Source organism: Paraburkholderia sp. 40 (assembly GCF_050434105.1).
GTDB lineage: Bacteria > Pseudomonadota > Gammaproteobacteria > Burkholderiales > Burkholderiaceae > Paraburkholderia > Paraburkholderia tuberum.
In genome coordinates this window covers 359,284-383,087 of sequence record NZ_JBNPVY010000002.1, presented here as the reverse complement: position 1 = coordinate 383,087, position 23,804 = coordinate 359,284, and the positions used below count along the sequence as shown (strand labels likewise).

General features: G+C 65.5%; 16 protein-coding genes. 7 read left to right on the top strand and 9 right to left on the bottom strand.

Annotated features, from left to right (window positions below):
* Window positions 1–446 precede the first annotated feature (446 nt).
* Entirely contained in the window at window positions 447–719 is a 273-nt protein-coding gene (locus tag OKW28_RS02995) for a YodC family protein (protein WP_090809708.1), read from the top strand.
* A 104-nt stretch (window positions 720–823) separates the two neighbouring features.
* Here OKW28_RS02995 and OKW28_RS02990 read toward each other — a convergent pair whose 3' ends face one another.
* Window positions 824–1,135, bottom strand: a complete 312-nt coding sequence (locus OKW28_RS02990; RefSeq protein ID WP_429443720.1) for a superinfection immunity protein — start codon at window positions 1,133–1,135, stop codon at window positions 824–826.
* 168 nt (window positions 1,136–1,303) lie between these two features.
* Between OKW28_RS02990 and OKW28_RS02985 the strand changes: the two genes are divergently transcribed.
* Window positions 1,304–2,764, top strand: a complete 1,461-nt coding sequence (locus tag OKW28_RS02985; protein WP_429446826.1) for a M20 family metallopeptidase — start codon at window positions 1,304–1,306, stop codon at window positions 2,762–2,764.
* 124 nt (window positions 2,765–2,888) lie between these two features.
* Entirely contained in the window at window positions 2,889–3,992 is a 1,104-nt protein-coding gene (locus OKW28_RS02980; protein ID WP_429443719.1) for a malate/lactate/ureidoglycolate dehydrogenase, read from the top strand.
* Window positions 3,993–4,010: 18 nt separating this feature from the next.
* Here OKW28_RS02980 and pdeR read toward each other — a convergent pair whose 3' ends face one another.
* Window positions 4,011–6,014: a cyclic di-GMP phosphodiesterase gene (pdeR, locus tag OKW28_RS02975; protein WP_429443718.1), complete on the bottom strand. Its 2,004-nt coding sequence runs from the start codon at window positions 6,012–6,014 to the stop codon at window positions 4,011–4,013.
* Window positions 6,015–6,219: 205 nt separating this feature from the next.
* Window positions 6,220–10,920 carry a DEAD/DEAH box helicase gene (locus OKW28_RS02970; RefSeq protein WP_429443717.1) on the bottom strand — a complete coding sequence of 1,567 codons (4,701 nt, stop codon included), beginning with the start codon at window positions 10,918–10,920 and terminating at the stop codon, window positions 6,220–6,222.
* A gap of 260 nt (window positions 10,921–11,180) precedes the next feature.
* On the opposite strand from OKW28_RS02970, the gene OKW28_RS02965 reads away from it, so the two are divergent.
* Window positions 11,181–12,236: an aldo/keto reductase gene (locus OKW28_RS02965; RefSeq protein WP_429443716.1), complete on the top strand. Its 1,056-nt coding sequence runs from the start codon at window positions 11,181–11,183 to the stop codon at window positions 12,234–12,236.
* Window positions 12,237–12,406: 170 nt separating this feature from the next.
* On the opposite strand, the gene OKW28_RS02960 is transcribed toward OKW28_RS02965, so the two are convergent.
* From OKW28_RS02960 to OKW28_RS02950, 3 genes are all read right to left on the bottom strand, one after another.
* Complete coding sequence (locus OKW28_RS02960; protein WP_429443715.1) at window positions 12,407–13,744, bottom strand: AAA-associated domain-containing protein; 1,338 nt, start codon at window positions 13,742–13,744, stop codon at window positions 12,407–12,409.
* 10 nt (window positions 13,745–13,754) lie between these two features.
* Entirely contained in the window at window positions 13,755–15,506 is a 1,752-nt protein-coding gene (locus OKW28_RS02955) for an ABC transporter permease (RefSeq protein ID WP_429443714.1), read from the bottom strand.
* 214 nt (window positions 15,507–15,720) lie between these two features.
* Window positions 15,721–15,861: a hypothetical protein gene (locus OKW28_RS02950; protein ID WP_184009884.1), complete on the bottom strand. Its 141-nt coding sequence runs from the start codon at window positions 15,859–15,861 to the stop codon at window positions 15,721–15,723.
* A 1,166-nt stretch (window positions 15,862–17,027) separates the two neighbouring features.
* On the opposite strand from OKW28_RS02950, the gene OKW28_RS02945 reads away from it, so the two are divergent.
* Window positions 17,028–18,524 (top strand): carbohydrate porin, encoded by a 1,497-nt coding sequence (locus OKW28_RS02945; protein ID WP_429443713.1) that lies wholly within the window; start codon window positions 17,028–17,030, stop codon window positions 18,522–18,524.
* A 141-nt stretch (window positions 18,525–18,665) separates the two neighbouring features.
* Here OKW28_RS02945 and OKW28_RS02940 read toward each other — a convergent pair whose 3' ends face one another.
* Window positions 18,666–19,007 carry a carboxymuconolactone decarboxylase family protein gene (locus tag OKW28_RS02940; protein WP_429443712.1) on the bottom strand — a complete coding sequence of 114 codons (342 nt, stop codon included), beginning with the start codon at window positions 19,005–19,007 and terminating at the stop codon, window positions 18,666–18,668.
* 117 nt (window positions 19,008–19,124) lie between these two features.
* Here OKW28_RS02940 and OKW28_RS02935 point away from each other — a divergent pair, with 117 nt between their 5' ends.
* Window positions 19,125–20,105 (top strand): cupin domain-containing protein, encoded by a 981-nt coding sequence (locus OKW28_RS02935; RefSeq protein WP_429443711.1) that lies wholly within the window; start codon window positions 19,125–19,127, stop codon window positions 20,103–20,105.
* Window positions 20,106–20,130: 25 nt separating this feature from the next.
* Here OKW28_RS02935 and OKW28_RS02930 read toward each other — a convergent pair whose 3' ends face one another.
* Window positions 20,131–20,703 (bottom strand): FUSC family protein, encoded by a 573-nt coding sequence (locus tag OKW28_RS02930; protein WP_429443710.1) that lies wholly within the window; start codon window positions 20,701–20,703, stop codon window positions 20,131–20,133.
* Between the two features lie 71 nt (window positions 20,704–20,774).
* The gene (locus tag OKW28_RS02925; RefSeq protein ID WP_429443709.1) at window positions 20,775–22,202 is read right to left on the bottom strand and encodes a PLP-dependent aminotransferase family protein; all 1,428 of its coding nucleotides are present in this window, start codon (window positions 22,200–22,202) and stop codon (window positions 20,775–20,777) included.
* Window positions 22,203–22,545: 343 nt separating this feature from the next.
* On the opposite strand from OKW28_RS02925, the gene OKW28_RS02920 reads away from it, so the two are divergent.
* Entirely contained in the window at window positions 22,546–23,778 is a 1,233-nt protein-coding gene (locus tag OKW28_RS02920) for an NAD(P)/FAD-dependent oxidoreductase (RefSeq protein WP_429443708.1), read from the top strand.
* Window positions 23,779–23,804 lie beyond the last annotated feature (26 nt).

The window sequence follows — 23,804 nt, the reverse complement described above, 5'->3', positions numbered from 1 at the left end:
AAAAAATCGTTCAATTTTGAACGGAGCGGTATAACGAACTGCATGGTATTTACCGGCGATCTACTCGTTCACAGGTAATTCTGATTTAGATCAAACTGGCTCATCCGATTAACGGATCGACGGCATCGCGTCAGCTTTTTTAATCAGACGAAACCGGTCTCGCATTTTCTACCGGCCTGCATACGGCCTTCAGTAAGTGTTGCATTTGTGCGGTAGCGCACATAGGGTTAGCCGCAAGGTGTCGCGATGATTGTTTTCGGTAATGCCGGGAACTTTAGCCAGCGAGCATGAACTGCGAGTTCAATGAAAACGGTATCAATAAAAAAGCGCTTGCCGCGTTTAAATTCGATTGTTAATCTGTCTTAACTTTAGAGTGTACGTTCAACAGGTCGGAGTCGATAAAGCCGGGCTCAACTTAATAAACGCTCAAGATAGGGGGACCCAATATGCTGACCGCTACCATTGACGCATTCCAGACAACATCCGCCGCCGCCTTCAATGTGGGCGACGTCGTCAAGTTAAAAGAAGGGGGCCCGCGCATGACCGTGACGTACGCAGGTCCGGTCGCGCTGAATCCCGGCGACTGGGTGATCTGCGAGTGGTTCGACGAACACGGCGAACTGCGCCACGAAAGCTTTGCGGCGCAAGCCGTGCGGGCGGAACCGCGCTCCATTCCGGCGGGCTCGGTACAGTGGAGTCGCATCGGGCGCGCGGCCTGAGTGACGCCCCTGACTGACGCCCCTGAGTGACGCCCGTGCACGTCAATCAATCGGTTTCCTGTTGTTCGTTTGCTGCTCGTATTGCTCGAGCCGCCCGAATCGTTTCAGCGCTCGGGCCGGTCGCGCGCGGCCTCGCGTCGCCGCACGCGCATCGTCAGCGCCGATGAAAACGCGCGCAAGGTCGACACCTTGCGCGTCTCCACGACGTCCCGCGCGAGGTTCTCCGCCGGATTCGGCTGTAGCGCCCAATACAGCGCGAGCACCCAGCCGAGCACGGTCCAGCCGAGGCAGGCATTGAAGAGCGCGAGCGTCAGCACGTCGCGGCGCTTGCGCCGGTCCGCGATGATCGCCGGCAGAAAATACAGCGCCAGCGCGAACGCCGCGCCGATGGCCTGAACGGCCACGTTGCCACCCATACAAGCTCCTGATGCGCGATGCATGTAGCGATTGTCGCGCGAATGGCGGCCGCGCGCCTCGCGCCTGCGCGTTCCAGTCTCCACCCCAATCACCGCAAGGGGTTCAGCCCGACACGCATCGGGACTATCATGATCGTTTCGACCGAACAGTACTTCACGGACCCGATCATGATCACCGACGACACGACCCAGCAGGCTCAACTCAACCCGGACACGCTACGAGAATTCGTCGAGCGCAAGTGGAACGACGAGATCGTGCCCGCGCTGACGGACTACATCGCGGTGCCGGCCAAGAGTCCGGCGTTCGATCCCGACTGGGCGAAACACGGTTATCTGGAGCGCGTGATCACCGACGCGGCACGATGGGCCGAGCAGCAACCGGTGCGAGGCCTGAAGCTCGAGGTGATCCGCCTGCCGGGCCGCACGCCGGTGATCTTCTTCGAGACGGCCGCGACGCGCTCGGGCAGCGACGAAACCATCGTGCTCTATGGCCACCTCGACAAGCAGCCCGAGTTCGATGGCTGGCGCAACGACCTCGGTCCGTGGACGCCGAAGTTCGAAGACGGCAAGCTCTACGGCCGCGGCGGCGCGGACGACGGCTACGCGATCTATGCGAGCCTGACGGCGCTCGCCGCGCTCGATGCGCAGGGTGTCGAGCGTCCGCGCTGCGTCGGGCTGATCGAAACCTGCGAGGAGTCGGGCAGCTACGATCTGCTGCCCTACGTCGACGCGCTGCGCGAGCGGCTCGGCAACGTCGGGCTGGTCGTGTGTCTCGATTCGGGCGCGGGCAATTACGACCAGCTGTGGCTGACCACGTCGCTGCGCGGACTCGTCGGCGGCGATCTCGAAGTGCAGGTGCTCGACGAAGGGATTCACTCCGGCGTCTACGGCGGCATCGTGCCGTCGAGCTTCCGCATCATGCGGCAACTGTTCGACCGTCTCGAAGACTCCGCCAACGGCACGCTGCTGCCGAAGGGCTTCCACTGCACGGTGCCGGCCGATCGTCTGCGCGAAGCGGAGGCCGCCGCAAAGATTCTCGGCGATGACGTGTGGAAGAAGATGCCGTGGGCGTGTGGCCAGGACGGCCGTCAGGTGCTGCCCACCACGACCGATCCGCGCGAGGCGCTGCTCAATTCGACGTGGCGTCCGTCGCTGTCGGTGACGGGCGCGGCTGGCTTGCCCGCGCTCGCCGACGCCGGCAACGTGCTGCGTCCGCGCACGGCGTTCAAGCTGTCGCTGCGGCTGCCGCCGAGCATCGAAGCAGAGAAGGCGGTCGCCGAACTGAAGGCGCTGCTCGAATTCGATCCGCCGTACAACGCGAAGGTCACGTTCAAGCCGGATGCGGGCGCGGCGAGCGGCTGGAACGCACCGGAGGTCGCGCCGTGGCTCGCCACCGCGCTCAACGATGCGTCGCGTCAGCACTTCGGCGCCGACGCGGCCTACATGGGTCTCGGCGGCACGATCCCGTTGATGAACGTGCTGAAGGCGGGCTTCCCGAAGTCGCAGTTCATGGTGTGCGGCGTGCTCGGGCCGAAGTCGAACGCACATGGGCCGAACGAGTTCCTGCACGTGCCGTACGGCAAGAAGCTGACGGCCGCGGTTGCCAAAGTGATTGCCGTGGCGCCGTGAGTTCTGGTTTCGTTTGAGTGGGGCTCGAGCGTGACCCGGGCCCGCTGTTTATTGATGCTGCTTTGATGCAGCTGTTTTTCCCGCCCGTTTCATTCCTTCCGTTCGAACCTCACCGACACGCTGAATGACCGACTCCCAGACTGCCCAAACCACCACGCCCCGGATTCCGGTCGATCAACTGCATGCCTACGTCAGGGCGATCTGGGAGCGAGCGGGCAGTACGCCGCGCGAAGCGGAACTGGTGGCCGATCATCTGGTGGCCGCGAATCTGACCGGGCACGACTCGCACGGCGTCGGCATGATCCCGCGCTATGTCGAATCGCTCGCCGACCAGCAACTGCAACTGAATCGACACGCCGACGTCGTGAAGGACGCGGGCGCGGTACTGACCGTCGAAGGCGGCAAGGGCTTCGGTCAGGTGATCGCGTTCGAGGCGATGGAGCGGGGCATCGAGCGCGCGCGGCGGCTCGGCGTCTGCGCGGTGGGCTTGCGCGGCGCGCATCATATCGGCCGCATCGGGCATTGGGCCGAGCAGTGCGCGCGCGCCGGGCTGGTGTCGTTTCACTTCGTCAACGTGGCGGGCGATCCGCTCGTCGCGCCATTCGGCGGCGCGGACCGGCGCATCGGCACGAATCCGTTCTGCGCCGCTTATCCGCGGCCCGGCAAACCACCGCTGGTGCTCGACTTCGCGACCAGCACGATCGCGTTCGGCAAGACGCGCGTCGCTTATAACCAGGGCAGGCACACAGCCCCGGGCGCGCTGATCGATCACGAAGGCATGCCGACGCTCGAACCGAAAGTCATGCACGAAGCGCCGTTCGGCGCGCTGACGCCGTTCGGCGGCTACAAGGGTTTCGGGCTCGCGGCGATCTGCGAGATTTTCGGCGGTGCGCTGTCGGGCGGCTTCACGACTCATGCGGACACGCTCGCTACCACGCACGCGATCATCAACTGCATGCTATCGGTGATCATCGATCCCACCGCATTCGACGCGCCCGATGCGCAAGCCGAAGCCGATGCGTTCCTCGCGTGGGTGAAGGCGTCGCCGCTCGCGGCGGGCGCGGAGCGCATCTACGAACCCGGCGAGCCCGAGCGCGTGACGCGCGCGCAGCGCGAGGCCGCCGGCATTCCGATCGACGCGGCTACGTGGACGCAAATCCACTCCGCGGCGCGCGCCGTCGGAATGGATGAAGACGAAGTGGGTGGTTGGTCCGCGCGCCTCGGCTGAAGCGCGCGACAGCAGGCCTCAGGCGATCAGCCTGAGCTTGCGCCTGTCGAGCAGCCAGCGCTCGAACTCGGTGGCGGGCATCGGCCTCGCGTACAGGAAGCCCTGCACGTAATCGACGCCGAGCCCCTTCATGAAGGCTTCTTCCGCCTCGGTTTCGATCCCTTCGGCGACCACCTGGAAATCGAGCTCCTGCGCGACGGCGACCATCGAACGCACCAGCGCCTGTGCCTTCATATCCGCGTGGATCGAGCGCGTGAAGCTGCGGTCGAGCTTGATCACGTCGAGCGGAATACGGCCGAGTTGCGACAGCGACGAGTAGCCGGTGCCGAAGTCGTCGAGATGCACCTGCGCGCCGAGTTGGCGGAACTGCTTGATCAGCTCGATCGCGGCCGCTTCGTTTTCGATCAGGCAGCTTTCGGTCAGTTCGACGTCGACGAGGCATGGATCGAGACTCGCGTGCTGCAATGCCTCGGCGAAATGGCGGACCACGGCTGTATCCGTGAGCTGTCGCGCCGACACGTTGATCGCGACGCGCAGGTCATAGCCGGCCGCTTTCCAGCGGGCCGCCTGTTTCGCCGCGGTTTCCATCACCCAGCGGCCGAGCACGCCGATCAGTCCGGATTCCTCGGCATAACGGATGAATTCCGCCGGCATGATCTGGCCGCGCTCCGGCGAATTCCAGCGCACCAGCGCTTCGGCGCCTTGCACGGCGCCCGTCGCGAGGTTCAGCTTCGGCTGATAGTGCAGCGCCAACTGGCCTTCCTCGAGTCCGCGGCGCAGATTCGTGTCGAGCCACATGAACTCCGCGACGCGGCGATTCATGTCCGGCGAGAACACGCGATGCGTGCGCTTGCCTTCGTCCTTCGCGACGTACATCGCCGTGTCGGCCGAACGGATCAGCGATTCGAGGGTTTCGCCATGCTCGGGCGAACGCGCGATGCCGATCGAGCAGCCGGTATAGACCTCGACGAGCCCGACAGCGAACGGCATGCGCATACGATCGAGAATGCGCAGCGCGGTGTTTTCCAGGTCATGCGCGGAGCCCTTCGCCGCGAGCACGATGAATTCGTCGCCGCCCAGACGCGCGAGCGAGTCGCCCGGATTCAGGCAGTTGCGGATCGCGTCCGACACGTCGCAGATCAGCCGGTCGCCGAACACGTGGCCGTAGTGATCGTTGACCTTCTTGAAGTTGTCGAGATCGAGAAACAGGACGCCGACGGTTTCGCCCGGCACGGACAGTTCGATCGCGATCTGGATGCGCTCCTGGATTGCGTTGCGATTGGCGAGGCCAGTGAGCGGGTCGGTGGTGGCCTGCTCGATCAGGCGGTCCTGCGCGAGCCGTTGCTCGGTGATGTCGGTGCCCGAGCAGATCAGGAACTGCTCTTCGATGCCGCTGCCGCTGCGCACGAATTTGTTGCGGAACAGGAACAGCCGTTCGCCGTGCACCGTTTTGATGCGCCGTTCGATCTCGTACGGTTCGCCACGATTGAAAAAATTCGCGCTGACCTCGTTCGAGACCCCGCCGTCGTCAGACGACATGAACAACGTCCAGACGCTGCGGCCGATGATGTCCTCTTCCCTGAGTCCGGTCAGCTCCTCGGCGAGCCGGTTGAAGCGCTGTATCCGGCCGTTCCGGTCGACGATCACGACGACCGAATTGACCTCCGAGACGACCTGTTCAGCGAACGACAGACCGTGCAGCAGCGCGCGCGCGACGGATTCGGTGTCGCCATCGGCCGACGCTGTGCCGCCCCAGCGATGACAATCGAGTTTCTTGCCGACCAGATGCAGCCGCAGCGGCGCGGCGTCCAACTGAACGTCGACGACGACGTGGGAGGTCACGCCGCTCAGCGCGCGGACCTGGGAAGCTTGAGAAGAGGTGAGGGAAATGGCGACGCCGACAGCCGCGTGGCCGTGCGCAGGCACGAGTTCCAGCGTGTCGCTGGCCGCCGCCAGGTGCCAGCAAGGGCTGCTCGTGCCGAACCGCGCGTGAAGCACCTGGTCGTGTAGCTCGTCGCTCATGAAATCCCCGGAGTGTGCCGGCGGTCCCTATCAAGACGGGCGGCGGCAGACAGTCTTCCTCATACTAAAGTGAAACTGCCTCATTGTATCTAAGCGTGACAATTCGAGCGAAGAATCGTTAACGTTTTGCTAACCATGGGTATGGGCCGGCGCGGCCGCGCGCGGCGCGATTAATACCCGCCAGAACGACGCCACGATGACGTCGCTAGAGGCGGCGCGCCAGCAGCGCGCGGGCGCGTTCGCGTTCGGGCGGGTTGGCGTCGAGCGCCGCGTCGAACCGGAACTTGCCGGCCACCAGCGTGGCCGCCATCACGCCGTCGCGATACAGCACGCGGTTTCCGGTCACGGCCGGCACCTTGTCGCCGACCAGCAGCGTGCCGACGAGATTCAGCGGATCAGTCCCAGCAACGCAGATAAGAGCACCGTCGTTCGGCCGCCGGCGCACCTCGCGCAGCAGCGGAATCGCCTCGGGCAGCGCGAACTGCTCACCCGCGAGTCCGTTGACGAACCGCCCGCCGCGGATCACGCCGCGCGCCTCGAGCCTCTGCAGAACGCGCAGCAGATCGCGCCACGGCGGAAGCCATTCGGCCTCGCGTTCGAGCACGCGCCAGAACACGACACCGTAGCGGCGCAGCAACGTCATTGCGACGTGTTCGAGCGCCTCGGGCGGCAACTGGCGCCGCCGTTCGGGTGGATTTTCCGGCGCCACGGCGGACGGACGGCTTACGAGCGCCCAACGCCCCGCGTCGTCCATGCCGCCGATCAACGCGCTCGCTCGCGCGCGCCGGCTGCTGGAAAACGCGTTGCGCTTGGCGACCGGCTTCAGCAGCGCGCGCAAGCCCGCGAAGCTGTCGGAGTTCGCGAGACCGGCCGCGACCAGCTCGCCGAGCGCGTTTTCGAGCTCCATGCGCAGCACGCGCACCTCGGCGAGCAGTTCGTCGAAGAACATCGCGCCGTGTTGCGCGAGGGTGTCGTGCACGCTTTGCGCGAGCGCCGACAACTCGACGTGGCGCGCCGGATCGAGCAGCGCGCGCCACGCACGCAGCTGGACCCGCGGCAGCAGCACGATCGGCGTGCCGCGGACCGGACCGGCGGCGCCGCGCGCCCGCTCGGTCAGGCGGGTCCAGACGATCTTGCCGGCGCGGCATAGCTCATCGAGCGAACTGCTGGTGTAGGCACGCACGCGCGCGGGCAGGATGTCTTCCTCCCACGCGCCCGCCGCGGCCTGGAAGCCTTCGAGCTGGTCGAGCGCGGCGGCGAGCGCGTCGCGGCCTTCGGCGCGCGACGTCGGCGTCAGATGCTGAGTCGTCGGCGTCAGATGCTGCCATTCGAACAGGAAGCGCATGAAGTCGTGCCGCTCGACCGGCTCGATCTCACGCCGCAGCCGCCTCACCGTGTAGCGGTGGATGCGTGCGAGCAGGTGTCGTTCACACCATTCCTCGTCGCTCGTGTGCGGCGTGAAGCAGCCGCGCAACAGATAGCCTTCGGCTTCGAGCCGGATCAGCGCCTGTTCGATCCGGTCGGCCGGCAAACCGAGCGGGCGCGCGATCGCCTCGACTGTCAGCGGGCCGAAGCCGGTCAGCCGCGCGCGCAACACGTCGACGAGCGCGTCGTCGGCGCTCCAGCTCTCGGTGTAGCCCTTCGGGGCGCTCAGCGGCGGCATGTAGCGATTGCGCGCGATGCCGGGGTAGAGCGCTTCGAAACAGGTGAGGCGTTCGGCGGGCAGCCACAGTGCGCTGTCGCTGGCGTTGTCGTTGCCCGTGCTCGCGTTGGCTTGCGCGGCCAGCGGCAAGCGCGTCGCCCGGCCGGCTTTCGCCAACGCTGCAAGCAGCGTCGGCCAACCCTCGTGCGCGAGCGCCTCGGCCCCGGTGATGCACGCGAGGCCCGTCAGCGCTTCGTGCATTTCGTCGGCGTTGCGCGCCTGCGGCCATGCCTCGTCGCGCACGCTGTCGATCGCGGCGGCGTCGAGCGCGCCAAGATCGTCGGCGCTTGCAGGGTCCGTCCAGCGGCGGTTCAGCACCGCCTGGGTGCGGCGCTCCTCGATCGGCGCGTCGTCGAGATACGCGTAGGGCTTCGCGGTGAGGATTTCGGCGGCGAGCGGTGACGGCGCCGGCAGATCACGCGCGACGAGCCGCAACTCGCCGCGCTCGAGGCGGCGCAGCAGCGCGAGCCAGCGTTCGCTGTCCATCGCGTCGTGCAGACAGTCGTCGATGGTTTGGTCGACCAAGGGGTGGCGCGGCACCTCGCGTTCGCCGACGACGTTCTCCAGACACGCGGCCTGCTCGGGAAACACGCTCGCGAGCAGATCCTCGCTGCGCATGCGCTGCAGTTGCGGCGCGGTCTTGCGGCCGCCCGTGTAGCGCGGCAGGCCGAGCGCGGTCGTCGCGTTCCAGCGCCAGCGCACACCGAACAATGGCGCATCGAGCAGCGCCTGGATCAGCAGATGTTCAGCGCTGTTCGAGTGCAGATAGCGCCAGACCTCGTCGAGCACGAACGAGTGGCTGCCGGTCAGCGACAGCACGATCGCATCTTCGGTGGCGGCGGCCTGCAACTCGAAGTCGAAGCTGCGGCAGAAGCGCTTGCGCAGCGCGAGCCCCCACGCGCGGTTCACGCGGCTGCCGAACGGCGAGTGGATCACGAGCTGGGTGCCGCCCGATTCGTCGAAGAAGCGCTCCATCACCAGCGTGCTCTGCGTCGGCAGTACGCCGAGCGCGGCGCGGGCACGCGCCAGGTATTCGACGATCTGGCGCGCGGCGGGCTCGTCGAGCGCGAGCTCGTCGGCGAGCCAGGCGATGGCGTGGTCGAGGCGCGCGGCGGTAGGTTCGGCTTCGCTCGCGGGCAACGTGGCTGCGGCGGTTGCGGACGCCGTTGTGGTCTGCGTCGCGCTCTGCGCCACGGCAGCTTTCGCTTTGCGTCCTCTCTTTGCCGCGGATTTAGCGGGCATTGCGGCTGCTTCGAATTGCGCCGCGGCGATTGGCACCGACGCAACCGCGTGTGACGCCGGCTCGCCCTCCGTCAGCAAACGCTCGACCTGCTCCCGCAATCTCGTGACCGCGAAAGATAGCTCGTCGCTGCGCCCCGGCGCCTCGCCGAGCCAGAACGGAATGTTCGGCGGTTGCCCTTGTGCGTCCTCGACCCGCACCCGGCCACTCTCGATTCGCAGAATCCGATACGACGCGTTGCCGAGCTGGAACACATCGCCGGCGAGACTTTCGACCGCGAAGTCCTCGTTGACGGTGCCGATATTGATCGCCTGCGGTTCGAGCACGACCGCGTAATCGGCGTTTTCGGGGATCGTGCCGCCCGACGTTACGGCGACCAGCTTGCCGCCGCGCCGGCCGCGCAGCGTGCCGCTTACCGCATCGCGATGCACGTACGCGGCGCGCGGGCCGTGGCGGCTCGTGTAGCCCTCGGCGAGCATGCGCAGCACCGCGTCGTATTGCTCGCGCGACAGATCCGCGTACGGCGCTGCGCGCCGCAGCATGTCGAACAGCGCATCCTCGCTCCACTCGGCGCTCGACACTTCCGCGACGATCTGCTGCGCGAGCACGTCGAGCGGCGCGCGCGGGATGCGCAGCGCATCGAGTTCGCCACGCCGCACGCAATCGAGCAGCGCCGCGCATTCGAGCAGGTCGTCGCGCGAGGCGGGAAAGAGCCGCCCCTTCGGCATGCCGCCGACATGGTGGCCCGAGCGGCCGACGCGTTGCAGGAACGGCGCGATCGCGCGTGGCGAACCCATCTGGCAGACGAGGTCGACGTCGCCGATATCGATGCCGAGTTCGAGCGAAGCGGTCGCGATCAGCACGCGCAGTTCGCCGCGTTTCAGGCGCTGTTCGGCGTCGAAACGATGTTCTTTCGCGAGACTGCCGTGATGCGCGGCGACCGCGTCCTTGCCGAGCCGCTCGGTCAGATGACGCGCGGCGCGCTCGGCCATCCGGCGCGTGTTGACGAAGATCAGCGTCGTGCGGTGCTGCGCGACCAGCTCGGCGAGCCGGTCGTAGACGCGCTCCCACACTTCGTTGGCCATCACCGCTTCGAGCGGCACCGGCGGGATCTCGAGCGCGAGGTCGCGCGCGCGGACGTGGCCGACGTCGATCACCGCGCACTCGGCCGGTACGTCGCTCTCGAGGCTCGCGCCGCCGACCAGAAACCGCGCGACCGCGCTGACCGGCTTTTGCGTCGCCGACAGCCCGATGCGCGGCAGGCGCCGGGCACAGAGGGCGTCGAGCCGTTCGAGGCTCAGCGCGAGATGACTGCCGCGCTTGCTGCCGGCGAGCGCATGAATCTCATCGACGATCACCGTGCGCACCGTCGCCAGCATGCGGCGGCCAGAATCCGAGCCGAGCAGCACGTACAGCGACTCGGGCGTCGTCACGAGAATGTGCGGCGCGCGCTTTTTCAACGCGTTGCGTTCCTGCTGCGTGGTATCGCCGGTGCGCACCGCGGTGCGAATGTCGAGCGGCGGCAGGCCGAGCCTGTCGAGTTCGGCGGCGATGCCTTGCAGCGGCAGTTGCAGATTCAGGCGGATGTCGTTCGAAAGCGCCTTCAGCGGCGACACGTAGACGACCAGCGTTTCGTCGGGCAGCGTGCCGCCGTTCGCGAGGCCTTGCAAGACCAGGTCGTTCAGCGCGGACAGGAATGCGGTCAGCGTCTTGCCGGAGCCCGTCGGCGCGGCGACCAGCGTCGAGCGGCCGCTACGGATCTGCGGCCACGCGGCGGCTTGTGCGTCGGTCGGGGCGGCGAAGGTTTGCTGGAACCAGTTGGCGACGGCTGGGTGAAAACCGTCGAGTGCCTGCTGGGCTGGCGGTAAGGCTGGCGCGGCGGGGCGCGCCGCGCTCGCGGTGGAGCGGGCCTTGCGGGAGCGGGGCGCCGCGTCGAGTGCGGCGGAAGTCTTTGCCGAAGTCATGCTTGTGCAGATGAGGGCGGCGCGGGCGATATCCAGTCGGCACCGGGCAATGTCGACCGTTTTGGGGTTGTGGGTCATTCCACGCTGACGGCGCAGTAGCCGTCAGTCTCGCAGGTTTTCGCCGCTCGTGCGCGGCGCATCGGGCTTCGCGCCGCTGCTGGAATTCGTAGTTTTTTGCGGCGTGTATGCCACTCCTACCAACCTCCGCCAATTGCAGTACGCTTGACGACTCTTCCTGCAGCCACGATGGAGCGTCGACGATGCGATATAACCAGTTGGGCCGTACCGGTGTGTTTGTTTCAGAGTTGTGTTTGGGCACGATGACCTTCGGCGGTGGCGAAGGCATCTGGCGGCAGATCGGCGATCTGCAGCAGAACGACGCGGAGCGGCTGGTTGGCCGGGCGCTCGACGCGGGCATCAATTTCATCGACACCGCCGACGTTTACGCGGGCGGCCTGTCCGAACAGATCACCGGCCAGGCGCTGAAGAATCTGCAAGTACCGCGCGACAAGGTCGTGATCGCGACCAAGGTGTTCGGCCAGACCGGCGAGTTCGCAAACGCGCGCGGCGCGTCGCGCTATCACATCCTCGACGGCATCAAGGCGAGCCTGAGGCGTCTGCAACTCGATCACGTCGACCTGTATCAGATCCACGGTTTCGATCCGGCCACGCCGATCGAGGAAACCGTGCGTGCGCTCGATACGCTCGTGCAGCACGGCCACGTGCGCTACGTCGGCGTGTCGAACTGGGCCGCGTGGCAGATCGCGAAGGCGCTCGGCATCGCCGAGCGGCTCGGCACCGCGCGCTTCGAAACGCTGCAGGCGTATTACACGCTCGCGGGCCGCGATCTCGAACGCGAACTCGTACCGATGCTGCAAAGCGAAGGCCTCGGCCTGATGGTGTGGAGTCCGCTCGCGGGCGGTTTGCTGAGCGGCAAATACGGACGCGAGCAGCAGGCCGAGGCGGGCAGCCGTCGCACGAACTTCGATTTTCCGCCTGTCGATCGCGAGCGCGCGTATGACTGCATCGACGTGATGCGCGAAATCGCTGCAGCGAAAAACGTCTCGGTCGCGCAGATCGCGCTGGCGTGGCTGCTGCATCAGCGTGTCGTCAGCACGGTGATCGTCGGCGCGAAGAAAATCGAGCAGCTCGACGACAACATCGCGGCGACCAACGTCGCGCTATCCGCCGATGAGCTCGCGAAGCTGGCCGAAGTCAGCGCGCTGCCGGCGGAGTACCCCGGCTGGATGCTGGAGCGGCAGGGCGAGCAACGCCGGCAGCAGCTGGCCGAGGTTCGGCACGTCGTGCAGCGATAACGCGACGGCGTACTCGCGTTCGCCTTGGAAGCCCGAATCTTCATCGATGGGCCGCGCGAGTTTCATGCTCGCGCGCGTGGGCCTGAGGCGGTCGACTGGAAAAACCGCCAACTCGTGAAGACGATCCACCGCTCTCAGGTTCTCCGCGGCCATTTCGTTTCGGCACTCGCTCAGGTCTCGACGTCCGCGAGACTGAAAGTCTCCGTCTTGTCGTTGTACGAGAAGATTTCCGCGTAACGACCCCAGTCGATCACCGCATCGAGTGTCTCCTGTGCCGCGCTGTCGGACAGCAGGTCCTCGAGTTCCTGCTCGAAGCGCACGCGCGGCGCGCGATGTCCGGGCCGTTCGTTGAGCACCTTTCTGATTCGCGCGGCGAGCGGCACGCGCTGCAACAGATGATCGGCGAACATGATCTTGCGCTCCTGCGTGCTGCCCTCGGCGAATCGATGCGCGGGTGGCGTCAGGAACACGTCACCCTCGCTGACTTCGGCAAAGCCGAGGTACTGCAGCATCTCCGCGATCGGGAACAGTTCGTCGACTTCCAGCTGCAGTGTGCGCGCGATGTCGGGCATGTCGGCGCGGCCGTGGTAGGGCGCTGCAGCGAGCGTTTCGAGCAGACCGGCCATCAGGTTGGTCGACACGTTCGGCAACCAGCTGCCGGGTTCGAGTTCGCGTTTGGACGCGGTGTCGCTGGGGCGCGCGGTCATCTTCGCGTAGATTTCGTCGACGAGCGCGCGAAAATCCGGGTCGAGCCGGTTGCGCGGATGCGCGAACGGCACTACGGTCTCGGCCACCACGCGCCCGGGGTTCGACGACAGCACGAGAATGCGATCGCACATGAACACGGCTTCCTCGATGTTGTGCGTGACGATCAGCACCGACTTGATCGGCATGCGGTCCTGGTTCCACAGGTCGAGCAGATCGGTGCGCAGCGTTTCGGCGGTCAGCACGTCGAGCGCGGAGAACGGCTCGTCCATCAGCAGGATGGTCGGATCGACGACGAGCGCGCGCGCGAAGCCGACGCGCTGCCTCATGCCGCCCGACAGTTCGCGCGGATACGCGTTTTCGAAACCGTCGAGGCCGATCAGATCGATCGCGGCGAGCGCGCGCGTGCGCCGTTCCTCGACGCCGACGCCGAGCGCCTCCAGCCCCGCTTCGACGTTCTGCAGCACCGTCAGCCACGGAAACAGCGCGAAGGTCTGGAACACCATCGCGACACCCTCGGCGGGACCGTCGAGCGGCTTGCCCAGGTAGGTCGCATTGCCGCTCGTCGGCCGGATCAGACCGGCGATGATGCGCAGCAGCGTCGACTTGCCCGAGCCCGAGCGGCCGAGCAGTCCGACGATTTCGCCCTCGTGCAGCGTCAGATTGACGTCGTCGAGCACCAGCAGCTCGCTCTGGTTTTTATGGAAGCCGCGGCTCACGTGCTCGATGTTCAGCACTTGCGCGCCCACGCGCGGCGACGACTGGAGCAGGTCGGCGGGAATGGCTTGAATGACGTTTTGCATGGGTTCACTCCTAGTCGAGTCGCAGCCTGATTTCGGCAAAGGCATACAGGGGGCGCCACAGCGCGCGGTTGAATAGCGTGACGAATAGCGACATCACGGCGACGCCAAGGATGATCTTCGGAAAGTCGCCCGCGGCGGTCGTCTCGGCGATATAGGCGCCGAGGCCGTGCGCGACCACATTGGTATCGCCCCACTGGACGAACTCGGACACGATGCTCGCGTTCCACGCGCCGCCCGATGCGGTGATCGCGCCGGTTACGTAGTAAGGGAATACGCCCGGCAGCATCAGCTGGCGCCACCATTGCCAGCCCCGGATGCGGAAATTGATGGCCGCCTCGCGGTAGTCGTTCGGATAGGCGGTCGCGCCCGCGATCACGTTGAACAGGATGTACCACTGCGTGCCGAGCACGATCAGTGGCGACAGCCAGATATCCGGATTCAGATGAAAGCGCACGATCACGATCACGAACACCGGGAACAGCAGGTTCGCGGGGAACGCGGCGAGAAACTGCGCGAGCGGCTGGACCTTCTCGGCGAGGGCCGGACGCAGGCCGATCAACACCCCAATCGGTACCCAGATCACCGAGGAGATCGCGATCAGCACGGCGACACGCAGTAGTGTGATGAGCCCGAGCACGAACACGTGACCGACCTCGTCGAGCGTGACGCCGGCACGCACATAGGCGACGACGCGATAGATCGCATAGACCGTCAGCACGAATACGAGCACGCCGCACACGATGTCCCCCACGCGCGTCGATTTCTCGCCGCGCGGTCCGATGGCCCGTCGCGCGCTCGCGAAAGGCACACGGAACGGAATGCGTGCGGTGGTCGCGAGCATCACGCCCGCCGGCGTCAGCAACTGATGAATCAGACGTGTGCGCCGCATCATGTCGAGCAGCCAGGACTGCGGCGCATTGCCCGAAGTCGTGGTCTCCATGCGGAACTTGTCGGCCCACGCGACGAGCGGACGGAACAGCAACTGGTCATAGGCGAGAATCACGACCGTCATCGCGAGGATGACCCAGCCGACCGCGTGCAGGTTCTTGTCGCTGATCGCCTGCGCCAGGTAGGCGCCGATGCCCGGCAGCGTAACCGTATGATTGCCGACCGTGATCGCTTCGGAAGCCACGACGAAGAACCAGCCGCCCGACATCGACATCATCATGTTCCAGATCAGGCCGGGCATCGAGAACGGCACTTCGAGTTTCCAGAAGCGCTGCCATGAAGTCAGATGAAAGCCGCGCGAGACTTCGTCGAGATCGCGCGGCACCGTGCGCAGCGACTGATAGAAGCTGAACGTCATGTTCCACGCCTGGCTCGTGAAGATCGCGAAGATCGCGGCGAGTTCGGCGCCGAGCACGCGGCCCGGGAACATCGCGAGGAAGAACGTCACCGTGAACGAGATGTAGCCGAGCACCGGCACCGACTGCAGGATGTCGAGGATCGGCACCAGCACGAGACCGGCGCGGCGGCTCTTGGCGGCCAGCGTCCCGTAGACCAGCGTGAAGATCAGCGACGCGACCATCGCCGCGAGCATGCGCAGCGTGGTGCGCATCGCGTACTCGGGCAGGTTGGCCGGATCGAGCGAGATCGCCTGCGTGTTGAGCGTCGACATCGGCGCGAGCGTCTCGTGAAAGCCGATCGACGCCATCGCGATCAGGCAGATGATCAGCGGGAACGCAACGAAGTCCCATCCGTTTGGACGCAGCCGTCGTGCGGATGCATTGGCGGTGCGGTTCAGGTTGAAACCGAACTCCATCAGTAACCTCCGGGGCGGTGGGTATTCGCGCACAGCGAAGTCGTGTCGCCGTACAGGGCGGCGACACATGCATCGATTCGCGAGGGATTGTTGAGTTGGAACATGACGAATCGCAAGTTGATGAAAGGGCTCATTCAGCAAGCAACGGCCACGACGAGGCAACGCCACAGTCTTTCGATAATGGCGTTGATTCGTGACGTAAACCTGGCAGGACTTAAGAGAGCAGCGACCCGATTCGGCGCCACAGCGTGACAAGCCGATTCGATTGGACCGGATCGAGCGACAGAAGCGACTCGTAGTGAGCGCGCGACTCGTTGCGATAAGGCAGATGCGGCAAAAGCAGAGCGAAATACATGACGTTTCTCCGCGCGTCGTATGTGACGCGGCAAGCGGAAAGCGGAAAGCGGGCGGACGGTCCAACGTCGCACGCTTGGCGCGGCGTCAGGTTGCTAGCTGCTTTCCTTCTCTAAGGCTGAAGGGAAGGGGCATAAACAACAACTGTCACTGTCGGGCATGGGGCTCCTCGTCGGGTTGAACTGCGCTCAGGCGCGCAGCGTGGTTTTACCGGCCTCGCCAGAACCCGCGACAAGGCGCGGGGTAGCGGCGAGCGTCGGCCGCAAACCCGAAGGCTTGCGAGGGCGTGCCAGTGCGGACGAGCGAAGGCCGCGTCCACATGGCGCTCACGATCGAGGTGCACGAAGAAGATTTGCTACGGCGCGCACCGTTCTGCCTGCTGGCGGAACGGCGGCGTGGGGAAAGGGGCGCGGACGTTCTGCCGGTCAGGCAGTGAAACTGTTCGAAGATCGACTACTGCAGGTGTCCAAGGCATCAGCCCCATTTGAGAAGACGGGCGAATTCTAGACGCGGTAAAAACCCGGAGTCAACCAGATTCTGTAAGCAGAGCCAACATTTATCGACGAAGGCTTGCGCAACGAGCTCGAGAATCATTGCGTGCGGCTCCGAGAACCCGACGTTGTCTTTATGCGTTTTTTACTTGCGCTTTTGCGGGCGATGTCAATACAATCCGCCCCAACGTATCGAAGGAGTCATCCATGGACGCATGTTCAGGCAGTGGAAGTCCGATGCCGGCCAGCGCCGGCAACACAACCGCGAGATAGTCGCCGCAGGTTCACTCCTTCGCCGCTAACTCGCCCCATTCGGGTTAGCGCGCTTCAATTCTGACCGGCCTTTGCTGCCGGTTTTCCGTAGCACGCTTCCTCTTTTCTGACGGTCGTCTGCAACCTCTGCTTGCAGAGGCCGTTGCGCTTTCGCATTGCGCTCGCCTTCGGGCCGAGCGGCGCGGAGGGATGATGCTTGTCTATCTGCTTCATATATTGCAGCAACGCCTGTTACGGGCGGAATCCGTAAGCGCGTTGCGCCGTTGTGCGCCGGAATGCGTCACGGTAACGTCGCTGGCTCGCGCAAGCTTGCATGCCGGCAATGAATTGAACACACGTTTGCCACCTGCGTGTGCGAATAACAACGGAGCAATCCGCCTATAACTTCAACCCCCGATACGTGATGGAAAATATCGACAAGCGCAGACCGCTGAGCTCCGGCGGTGCCATCGCCGTGAGCGCGGTTCTTTCTCTCGGCCTCGTTCCTTGCGCGTTCGCGCAGACACCGGGCGAAGCCGCGCCGACGCAAGCGGCGCCATCGACTGCACCGGCCGCACCGGCTCCCGGCGCCACGGACCATGCGGCGCCCGCCGATCAGAGCGTCGCCGCGCCCACGGGATTGTGGGAGCGCTCGAACCTGCTCGGCGACATGGGCGGTTTGCGTCCGTGGCTCGGCAACTACGGTGTGACTTTCAATCTGCAGGAGACCGGCGAGTACATGGGCAACCTCTCGGGCGGGACGAATCGCGGCGGTGCTTATCAAGGCTTGACCGAGTTCGGACTCGTCGTCGATACGCAAAAGGCGTTTGGATTGCCGGGCGGCACTTTCAACGTGTCCGGTCTGCAGATTCACGGTACGAGCCTGACCGCCAGAAATCTGCAAACGCTGCAAACCGCGAGCGGCATCGAAGCCGATGCCGCGACCCGTCTGTGGGAACTGTGGTATCAGCAGTCGCTCGGCAACGTCGACGTGAAGTTCGGTCAGCAGAGTCTCGATCAGGAGTTCATGGTCAGCCAGTACGCGGCCACCTTCATGAACGCGACGTTCGGTTGGCCAGTGCTGCCGTCCGTCGATCTGCCGGCGGGCGGCCCGGCCTATCCGCTGTCGTCGCTCGGCGTGAGGGCGCGGGCGTCGTTCGCGAACGGAGTAACCGTGTTGGGCGGCGTATTCGACGGCAATCCGGCGCCAGGCGTCGGCGATCCGCAAAAGCTCGACGCGAGCGGCACGAACTTCAATCTCGGCAACGGCGTGCTCGTGATCGGCGAACTGCAGTATGCGATCAACCAGCCGTCGGCGAATGCGTCCGACCCGAAGCCGGCCGGCCTGCCGGGCACCTACAAGCTCGGCTTCTGGTACAACAGCAACCACTTCGCGGATCAGGGTTTCGATACGAGCGGCGTGTCGCTAGCGAATCCGGCGAGCAACGGCGTGCCGACGAGTCATCGCGGCAACTACAGCTTCTACGCGGTCGCCGATCAGATGGTGTGGCGCGCGGGCTCCGACAGTCCGCGGTCGCTCGGTGTGTTCGCGCGCATCATGGGTGCACCGGGCGATCGCAATCTGGTCGATCTCGGCGTGAACGCGGGCGTGACGCTCAAGGCGCCGTTCAAGGGGCGCGACAACGACGTGGTCGGGCTCGCGCTCGGTTATGCGAAGATCGGCTCGCACGCGCAGGATCTCGCGAGCGCACAGGCGCTGTACACGCCGGGCTATCCGTCGCGCAGCGCGGAGACGATGCTCGAAGCCACCTATCAGTATCAGGTCGCGCCGTGGTGGATGCTGCAAGCGGACTTCCAGTACTTCTGGCGGCCGGGGGGCGGAATTCCGGACCCGGACGATTCGTCCCAGCGCATCAAGAACGAAGCGGTTCTCGGTTTGCGCACGACGATTCAGTTCTGAGGAACGGTCATCAGGCTGATACGCGTTTGATCGATCGCTTCACCAAGGGCCGCGCGCCGCATCGCCGGACATGACCGGTCGACGCGGCACATAAGGACGGACGATGACTTAGCGATCGCTGCGTCTGATCATCAGTCTCGCTTACCCCTGCGTATGCGCGGCGACCGCGTCCAGCGTGCGCGCCGAGTACACCAGCGTCGCGCCCGCGTTGATCGCCATCGCGACGCCGAGCGCTTCGGCGATTTCCTCGCGGGTCGCGCCGTGCTTCAGAGCCTCGGCCGTATGGACCGTGATACAGCCGTCACAGCGCAGGCTGACCGCTACCGCGAGCGCAATCAGCTCGCGCGTTTTCGCGCCGAGGAGATCGGTCTTCTGACCGGCGCTCGACATTGCCTCATACGCCTTCACGCTTTCGGGCGCGAGCTTCGACATTTCGCCGATACGGCCGAACAGTTCCTTGCGGTAATCGATCCAGTTCAACATGGCAGTGCTCCTTGGTCCGTTGCGCGCCGGCGGTTGCCGGCGTCGTGGGACAAAGTATTGCGCCGCGCCGCGATATCCTGAATACTCATTCGACTCAACTTTTAGCGCGCTCGTCTCATGGACACGCTCAGTCGCCTGATCGACCTTGCCCGGCCGCAAGCGAGTCTCGATCTTCGCTGCCTGCTATCAGGCGCATTCGACCTCGATCACGCGCCGCTGGAGGCGGGCGTCGCGCCGTTTCATCTGGTGCTCGACGGCAGCTGTGTGATCGAGACCGCCGCCGGCGTGCCGCTCGAATTGCAGGCCGGCGATTTCATGCTGTTTCCGCGTGGCGCCGCGCATCGCGTGCGCGACGTAAAGCGCTCGGCGGGTGGCCTGCCGTTGACGCTCGGGCATGACGGCATGCTGCCGGTGCGGCGCAACGATGACCACGAAACCACTGCCACGGCCGCGCACGCGCCCAACGACACCGCGGTTCATGACGGCGTCGATCTGCTGTGCGGCCGCTTCGTCTATGCGCCCGGTTCATCGGCGTTGCTGCTCAATGTGCTGCCCGATCCGCTGCACGTATCGCTCGGGGATGCGCAAACGCTCGATGCGTTGCAGGCGGTGATCGCTCTGATGCGCGGCGAAGCGGAGCGGCGTCAGCCTGGCGCGCTCGCGATCGTGACGGCCTTGAGCCACGCGCTGTTCGCGATGGCACTGCGCGTGCACGGCGAGCGCAATGCGAACGGCACCGGGATGCTCGCGTTGCTGACGGACGCACGCCTCGGCGCATCGGTGCAGGCCATGCTCGACGCGCCTGAACGCGCATGGACGATCTCTGAACTCGGCGAGCGCGCGGCGATGTCGCGCGCGACATACGCGCGCCACTTCAACGAGCGCGCGGGCGTGACCGTGATGGATTTTCTGACGCAGATCCGCATGGCGATCGCCAGCGATCTGCTGTTGCGCACACAACGCAGCGCGGCGGACATCGGCGAGGCGGTCGGCTATCAATCGGAGGCGGCGTTCGGCAAGGCATTCGCGCAAAGCGTCGGTGTGACGCCGGGACGTTACCGGCGCCGCACACCAACGGACGGTGCCCTGGATGAGTGACTAAAGACTCAACGCGTGGGCGATTCTATCTGGGCGGATCGCCCTTGCTGAACGCGCGCCTTTCGAGCGACGCCATCAGTCGGGCGACCACGAGCGCGCAGACCGTGCCGAGCGTCACTTCGGCAAGCCGCAGAAAGGCCTTGTCCCACGCCGGGCCGATGCCTGGCGCCAGCAGCATGATCGTCGCGGTGATGCCGCCGAGGCGCGCTGCGCTGCCGACGTTGACGACCCAGCAGATCAGGATCGCGACCGCCACGGTCGCCGCGTACGCGGCAAAATGGCCGCCGCCCGCGAGCGTGCCGATCAGCCCGCAAATACCGCCGACCATCGCACCGATGAACTGGTCGCGCGACAGCTTGCGGGTGTCGATATAACTGTGCTGGCTTACCGCGATCGCGGTGATCGCGGCCCAGAACGCCTGCTCGGTGTGCAGCGCGCGACCGATGCCGAACGCGAGACTCGCGCCCGCCACGGCCTGTACGGCCATGAAGCCGCCCTCGATCAAGCGGTCGCCGAGCGGCAGCGTCTTCAGGAAAGCGAACAGCGCATCGGCGGCGTGCGTGCGTGAGGAAGGGCTTGAATCGTCGGACGGAGTCATCGGATGAAGGCGGCTCGGCTGGGCAGGGGGTGCCGTATTCTAGCGGCTCCGCTTTACGCTTCCACTGCTAGCTAGATCGTGCCGAACAGCGCGCGCGGCCGGTCGCGCAGCGTGTGCGCGAGAATCTGCAGGCCACGCGTCAACTGCTCGCGCGACTCGGCGCAAGCGAGGTTGATGCGCACGCCGTGCTCGACCGTCGAGCGATCGACCGCGAACGCGGATGCGGGCATCGTGTTGACCCCGCGTGCGAGCGCGTTTGCCGCGAAGTCGTCCGAGCGCCACGGCGGCGGCACGCGCAACCACACGAACATGCATGCGGGGTCGCTCTTCAGATGCTCGGCGGGCAATAGTTCGCGCGCGATCTCCTGGCGCGCGCGCAACTCGGCGCGCTGCGCGTCGAGGATCGTCCGCGCGGTGCCGTCCTCGATCCAGCGTGTCGCGATCAGCGTCGACAGCGGCGCAGGCATCCATGCGGTCGTTCGCACCGCTTCCGCGGCCAGCGCCGCGCCATGCGGCGGCGTGCGCAGATAGCCGATGCGTAGACCCGGCGCGAGGATCTTCGACGTCGACGCGATGTGGAAGGTCAGCTCCGGGCACAGGCTCGCGATCGTCGGCAGGCGCGCTTGCAGCAGCGGACCGTACACGTCGTCCTCGATGATCACGATGTGATGCCGACGCGCGATGTCGGCGAGCGCCGCGCGACGCGCGAGGCTCATCGTCACGACGGTCGGGTTCTGCAGATTCGGCACCGTGAAGATCGCCTTCACGCGCCGATGCCGGCAGACGTCTTCGAGACGGTCGGGCAGCAGCCCTTCGTCGTCGCTCGGAATGCCGACGAGTTCGAACTGAAACACCGGCGCAAGGGCTTTCAGCCCATAGTAGGTCAGCTGATCCGACAGGATCACGCCTTCATGCCCCATCAAGCTGCTCAACACCGCATACAGGCCATGCTGTGCGCCGCTCGTGACGACCACGCTGTCGGCGCCGGGAGTGAAGCCGGGCGCGGCGAGCCATTGCGCGCCCGCGGCCCGCGCCCATTCGGGGCCTTGCGGCGGCTGATATTCCTGGGTCTCCGGATAGCGGGGATCGTGCGCAATTTGCGCCATCGTCCGCGCGAGTTGTGTGAGGAATTCACCGGTGGCAGGCCGGTTCACGGTCAGATCGAGCACGGCGTTCCGGTTGGGGTTGCCGTTTGCCGACGTGCTGTCGCTGCGGGCATGTACGGCAGGCATGGCGCCGCCGATGACGATCGAGCCGCGCCGCTTGCTCGCGACGATCAGCCCACGCGTCTGTAACTCCTTGTACGCGCGCGACACGGTCGAGACATTCAGGCCCAGCTCCAACGCAAGCTCGCGCTGCGGCGGCAGGCGGCTGCCCGGCGGGTAGAGGCCACTGCGGACTTTTTCCTCGAGGCTGCGCGACACTTCGAGATAAGTCGGCTGACGCCCCTTTGTCTGGAGAACGTCTTCACCGTTTGTGTGGTCAATTGCGCTTTTCATCCAGCTTGAATCTCCATACAAAAACTCGTTCGACCGTACCGGACAAGCCAATACTAAACCCGTTTGTCATCGGCTCGCCAAGCGAAAGTTACGTTGCCCTGCACGATGCTCGCCCGTTTCGCTCGGGGAAAGTACCTAAGTCCACACAAAGCCAAATTAATTGCACACAAAAAAACTTTGTGTGAGTATTAAAGCATGATTTGTATGGCGCTGTGTCGAAAGGCGACGCGCAACTGTAGTACAGGAGGGACGGTTGTGACAGAACAGCAGAGCACGCTCTGCCGGTCGGTGTGTCCGGTGCGGGTTCGGGTCGAGCGGCCAGTTTGGCCGGCCGGCGAACGCGATGAGCGAAGTCGCCGTGCTGGGCGCGGGCTTCGTCGGCCTGTCGTGCGCCTACTGGCTGATGCGCGACGGTCACCACGTCACGTTGTTCGACGCGCTCGGTCCGGGCGAGGCCACGTCATACGGCAATGCGGGCACGTTCGCCAACTACGGATGCATTCCGGTGAACAACCCGGCGGTGTTCCGCAATCTGCCGCGTTTCCTGTTTTCGCCGACGAGTCCGCTGCGGATTCGCTGGCGCTATCTGCCCCAACTCGCGCCGTGGCTTGCGCGCTTTCTGTACGCGTCGATGCCGCGCCGCTACGAGCACAGCGCGCAGGCGCTGGCGAGCCTGCTGTCGCGCGCGTTCGACGGCTATCGCGAGATGCTCGAGAGCGACGACCTGTCGCGCTTCGTGCGGCCCCGCGAATGCCTGTACCTGTATTCGAATGCGGCATCGTTCGAGGCCGCCCAGCCGTCGCTCGCATTGCGCCGGTCGCTCGGCGTGAGCTTCGAAAACTTCGACCGCGCCGGCATCGCCGCACTCGAACCGAATCTCGCGCCGATCTTTGCGCACGGCACGTTGTTCAACGGCAGCTGGTTCCTCAGCGATCCGCGCGGCTTCTTGCAGGCGCTGCATGCGGCGCTGCTCGCTCGCGGTCTCACGCATGAGCGCAGCGCGGTTCGTACGCTCGTGCCGGGCGCCACCAGCGTGCGCATCGTCGACGACGCGGGTCGCGCCCACGCCGCCGCGCAGATGGTCGTCTGTGCCGGGGCGTTTTCGGGCCGCTTCGCGCGTCAATGCGGCGACCGCGTACCGCTCGATACCGAACGCGGCTATCACGTGCGTTTTCCCGGCACGTCGTCGCTGATTTCGCGGCCGTGCGGCTGGGCCGAGCGCGGCTTCTACATGGTGCCGATGGACGGCGGCATCCGCGCGGCGGGCACCGTCGAGCTCGGCGGCTATGGACCACAGCGCAATGCCGCGCTGCTCGATCTGATCACGCGCTCCGCGCAGCACGCGCTGCCGCAATTGCCGCAACCGGATAGCGACTGGCTCGGTTTCCGTCCGAGTCTGCCCGACGGCTTGCCGGTCGTCGGGCCGTCGAGCGGGTCGCCACGCGTCGTCTACGCATTCGGTCATCAGCATCTGGGCGTCACGCTGGGCGGTGTCACGGGCAGCGTCGTCGCCGATCTGGTGGCGGGGCGCGTGCCGCCGGTCGATCTCACGCCATATAGCCCGCGTCGTTTTTAACCACCGTAACTGCTGCACGGAAAAGG

Coding starts and splice junctions, on each gene's coding strand:
- OKW28_RS02995 (WP_090809708.1), top strand. CDS start 447: ATGCTGACCGCTACCATTGACGCATTCCAGACAACATCCGCCGCCGCC.
- OKW28_RS02990 (WP_429443720.1), bottom strand. CDS start 1,135: ATGGGTGGCAACGTGGCCGTTCAGGCCATCGGCGCGGCGTTCGCGCTG.
- OKW28_RS02985 (WP_429446826.1), top strand. CDS start 1,304: ATGATCACCGACGACACGACCCAGCAGGCTCAACTCAACCCGGACACG.
- OKW28_RS02980 (WP_429443719.1), top strand. CDS start 2,889: ATGACCGACTCCCAGACTGCCCAAACCACCACGCCCCGGATTCCGGTC.
- pdeR (WP_429443718.1), bottom strand. CDS start 6,014: ATGAGCGACGAGCTACACGACCAGGTGCTTCACGCGCGGTTCGGCACG.
- OKW28_RS02970 (WP_429443717.1), bottom strand. CDS start 10,920: ATGACTTCGGCAAAGACTTCCGCCGCACTCGACGCGGCGCCCCGCTCC.
- OKW28_RS02965 (WP_429443716.1), top strand. CDS start 11,181: ATGCGATATAACCAGTTGGGCCGTACCGGTGTGTTTGTTTCAGAGTTG.
- OKW28_RS02960 (WP_429443715.1), bottom strand. CDS start 13,744: ATGCAAAACGTCATTCAAGCCATTCCCGCCGACCTGCTCCAGTCGTCG.
- OKW28_RS02955 (WP_429443714.1), bottom strand. CDS start 15,506: ATGGAGTTCGGTTTCAACCTGAACCGCACCGCCAATGCATCCGCACGA.
- OKW28_RS02950 (WP_184009884.1), bottom strand. CDS start 15,861: ATGTATTTCGCTCTGCTTTTGCCGCATCTGCCTTATCGCAACGAGTCG.
- OKW28_RS02945 (WP_429443713.1), top strand. CDS start 17,028: ATGGAAAATATCGACAAGCGCAGACCGCTGAGCTCCGGCGGTGCCATC.
- OKW28_RS02940 (WP_429443712.1), bottom strand. CDS start 19,007: ATGTTGAACTGGATCGATTACCGCAAGGAACTGTTCGGCCGTATCGGC.
- OKW28_RS02935 (WP_429443711.1), top strand. CDS start 19,125: ATGGACACGCTCAGTCGCCTGATCGACCTTGCCCGGCCGCAAGCGAGT.
- OKW28_RS02930 (WP_429443710.1), bottom strand. CDS start 20,703: ATGACTCCGTCCGACGATTCAAGCCCTTCCTCACGCACGCACGCCGCC.
- OKW28_RS02925 (WP_429443709.1), bottom strand. CDS start 22,202: ATGAAAAGCGCAATTGACCACACAAACGGTGAAGACGTTCTCCAGACA.
- OKW28_RS02920 (WP_429443708.1), top strand. CDS start 22,546: ATGAGCGAAGTCGCCGTGCTGGGCGCGGGCTTCGTCGGCCTGTCGTGC.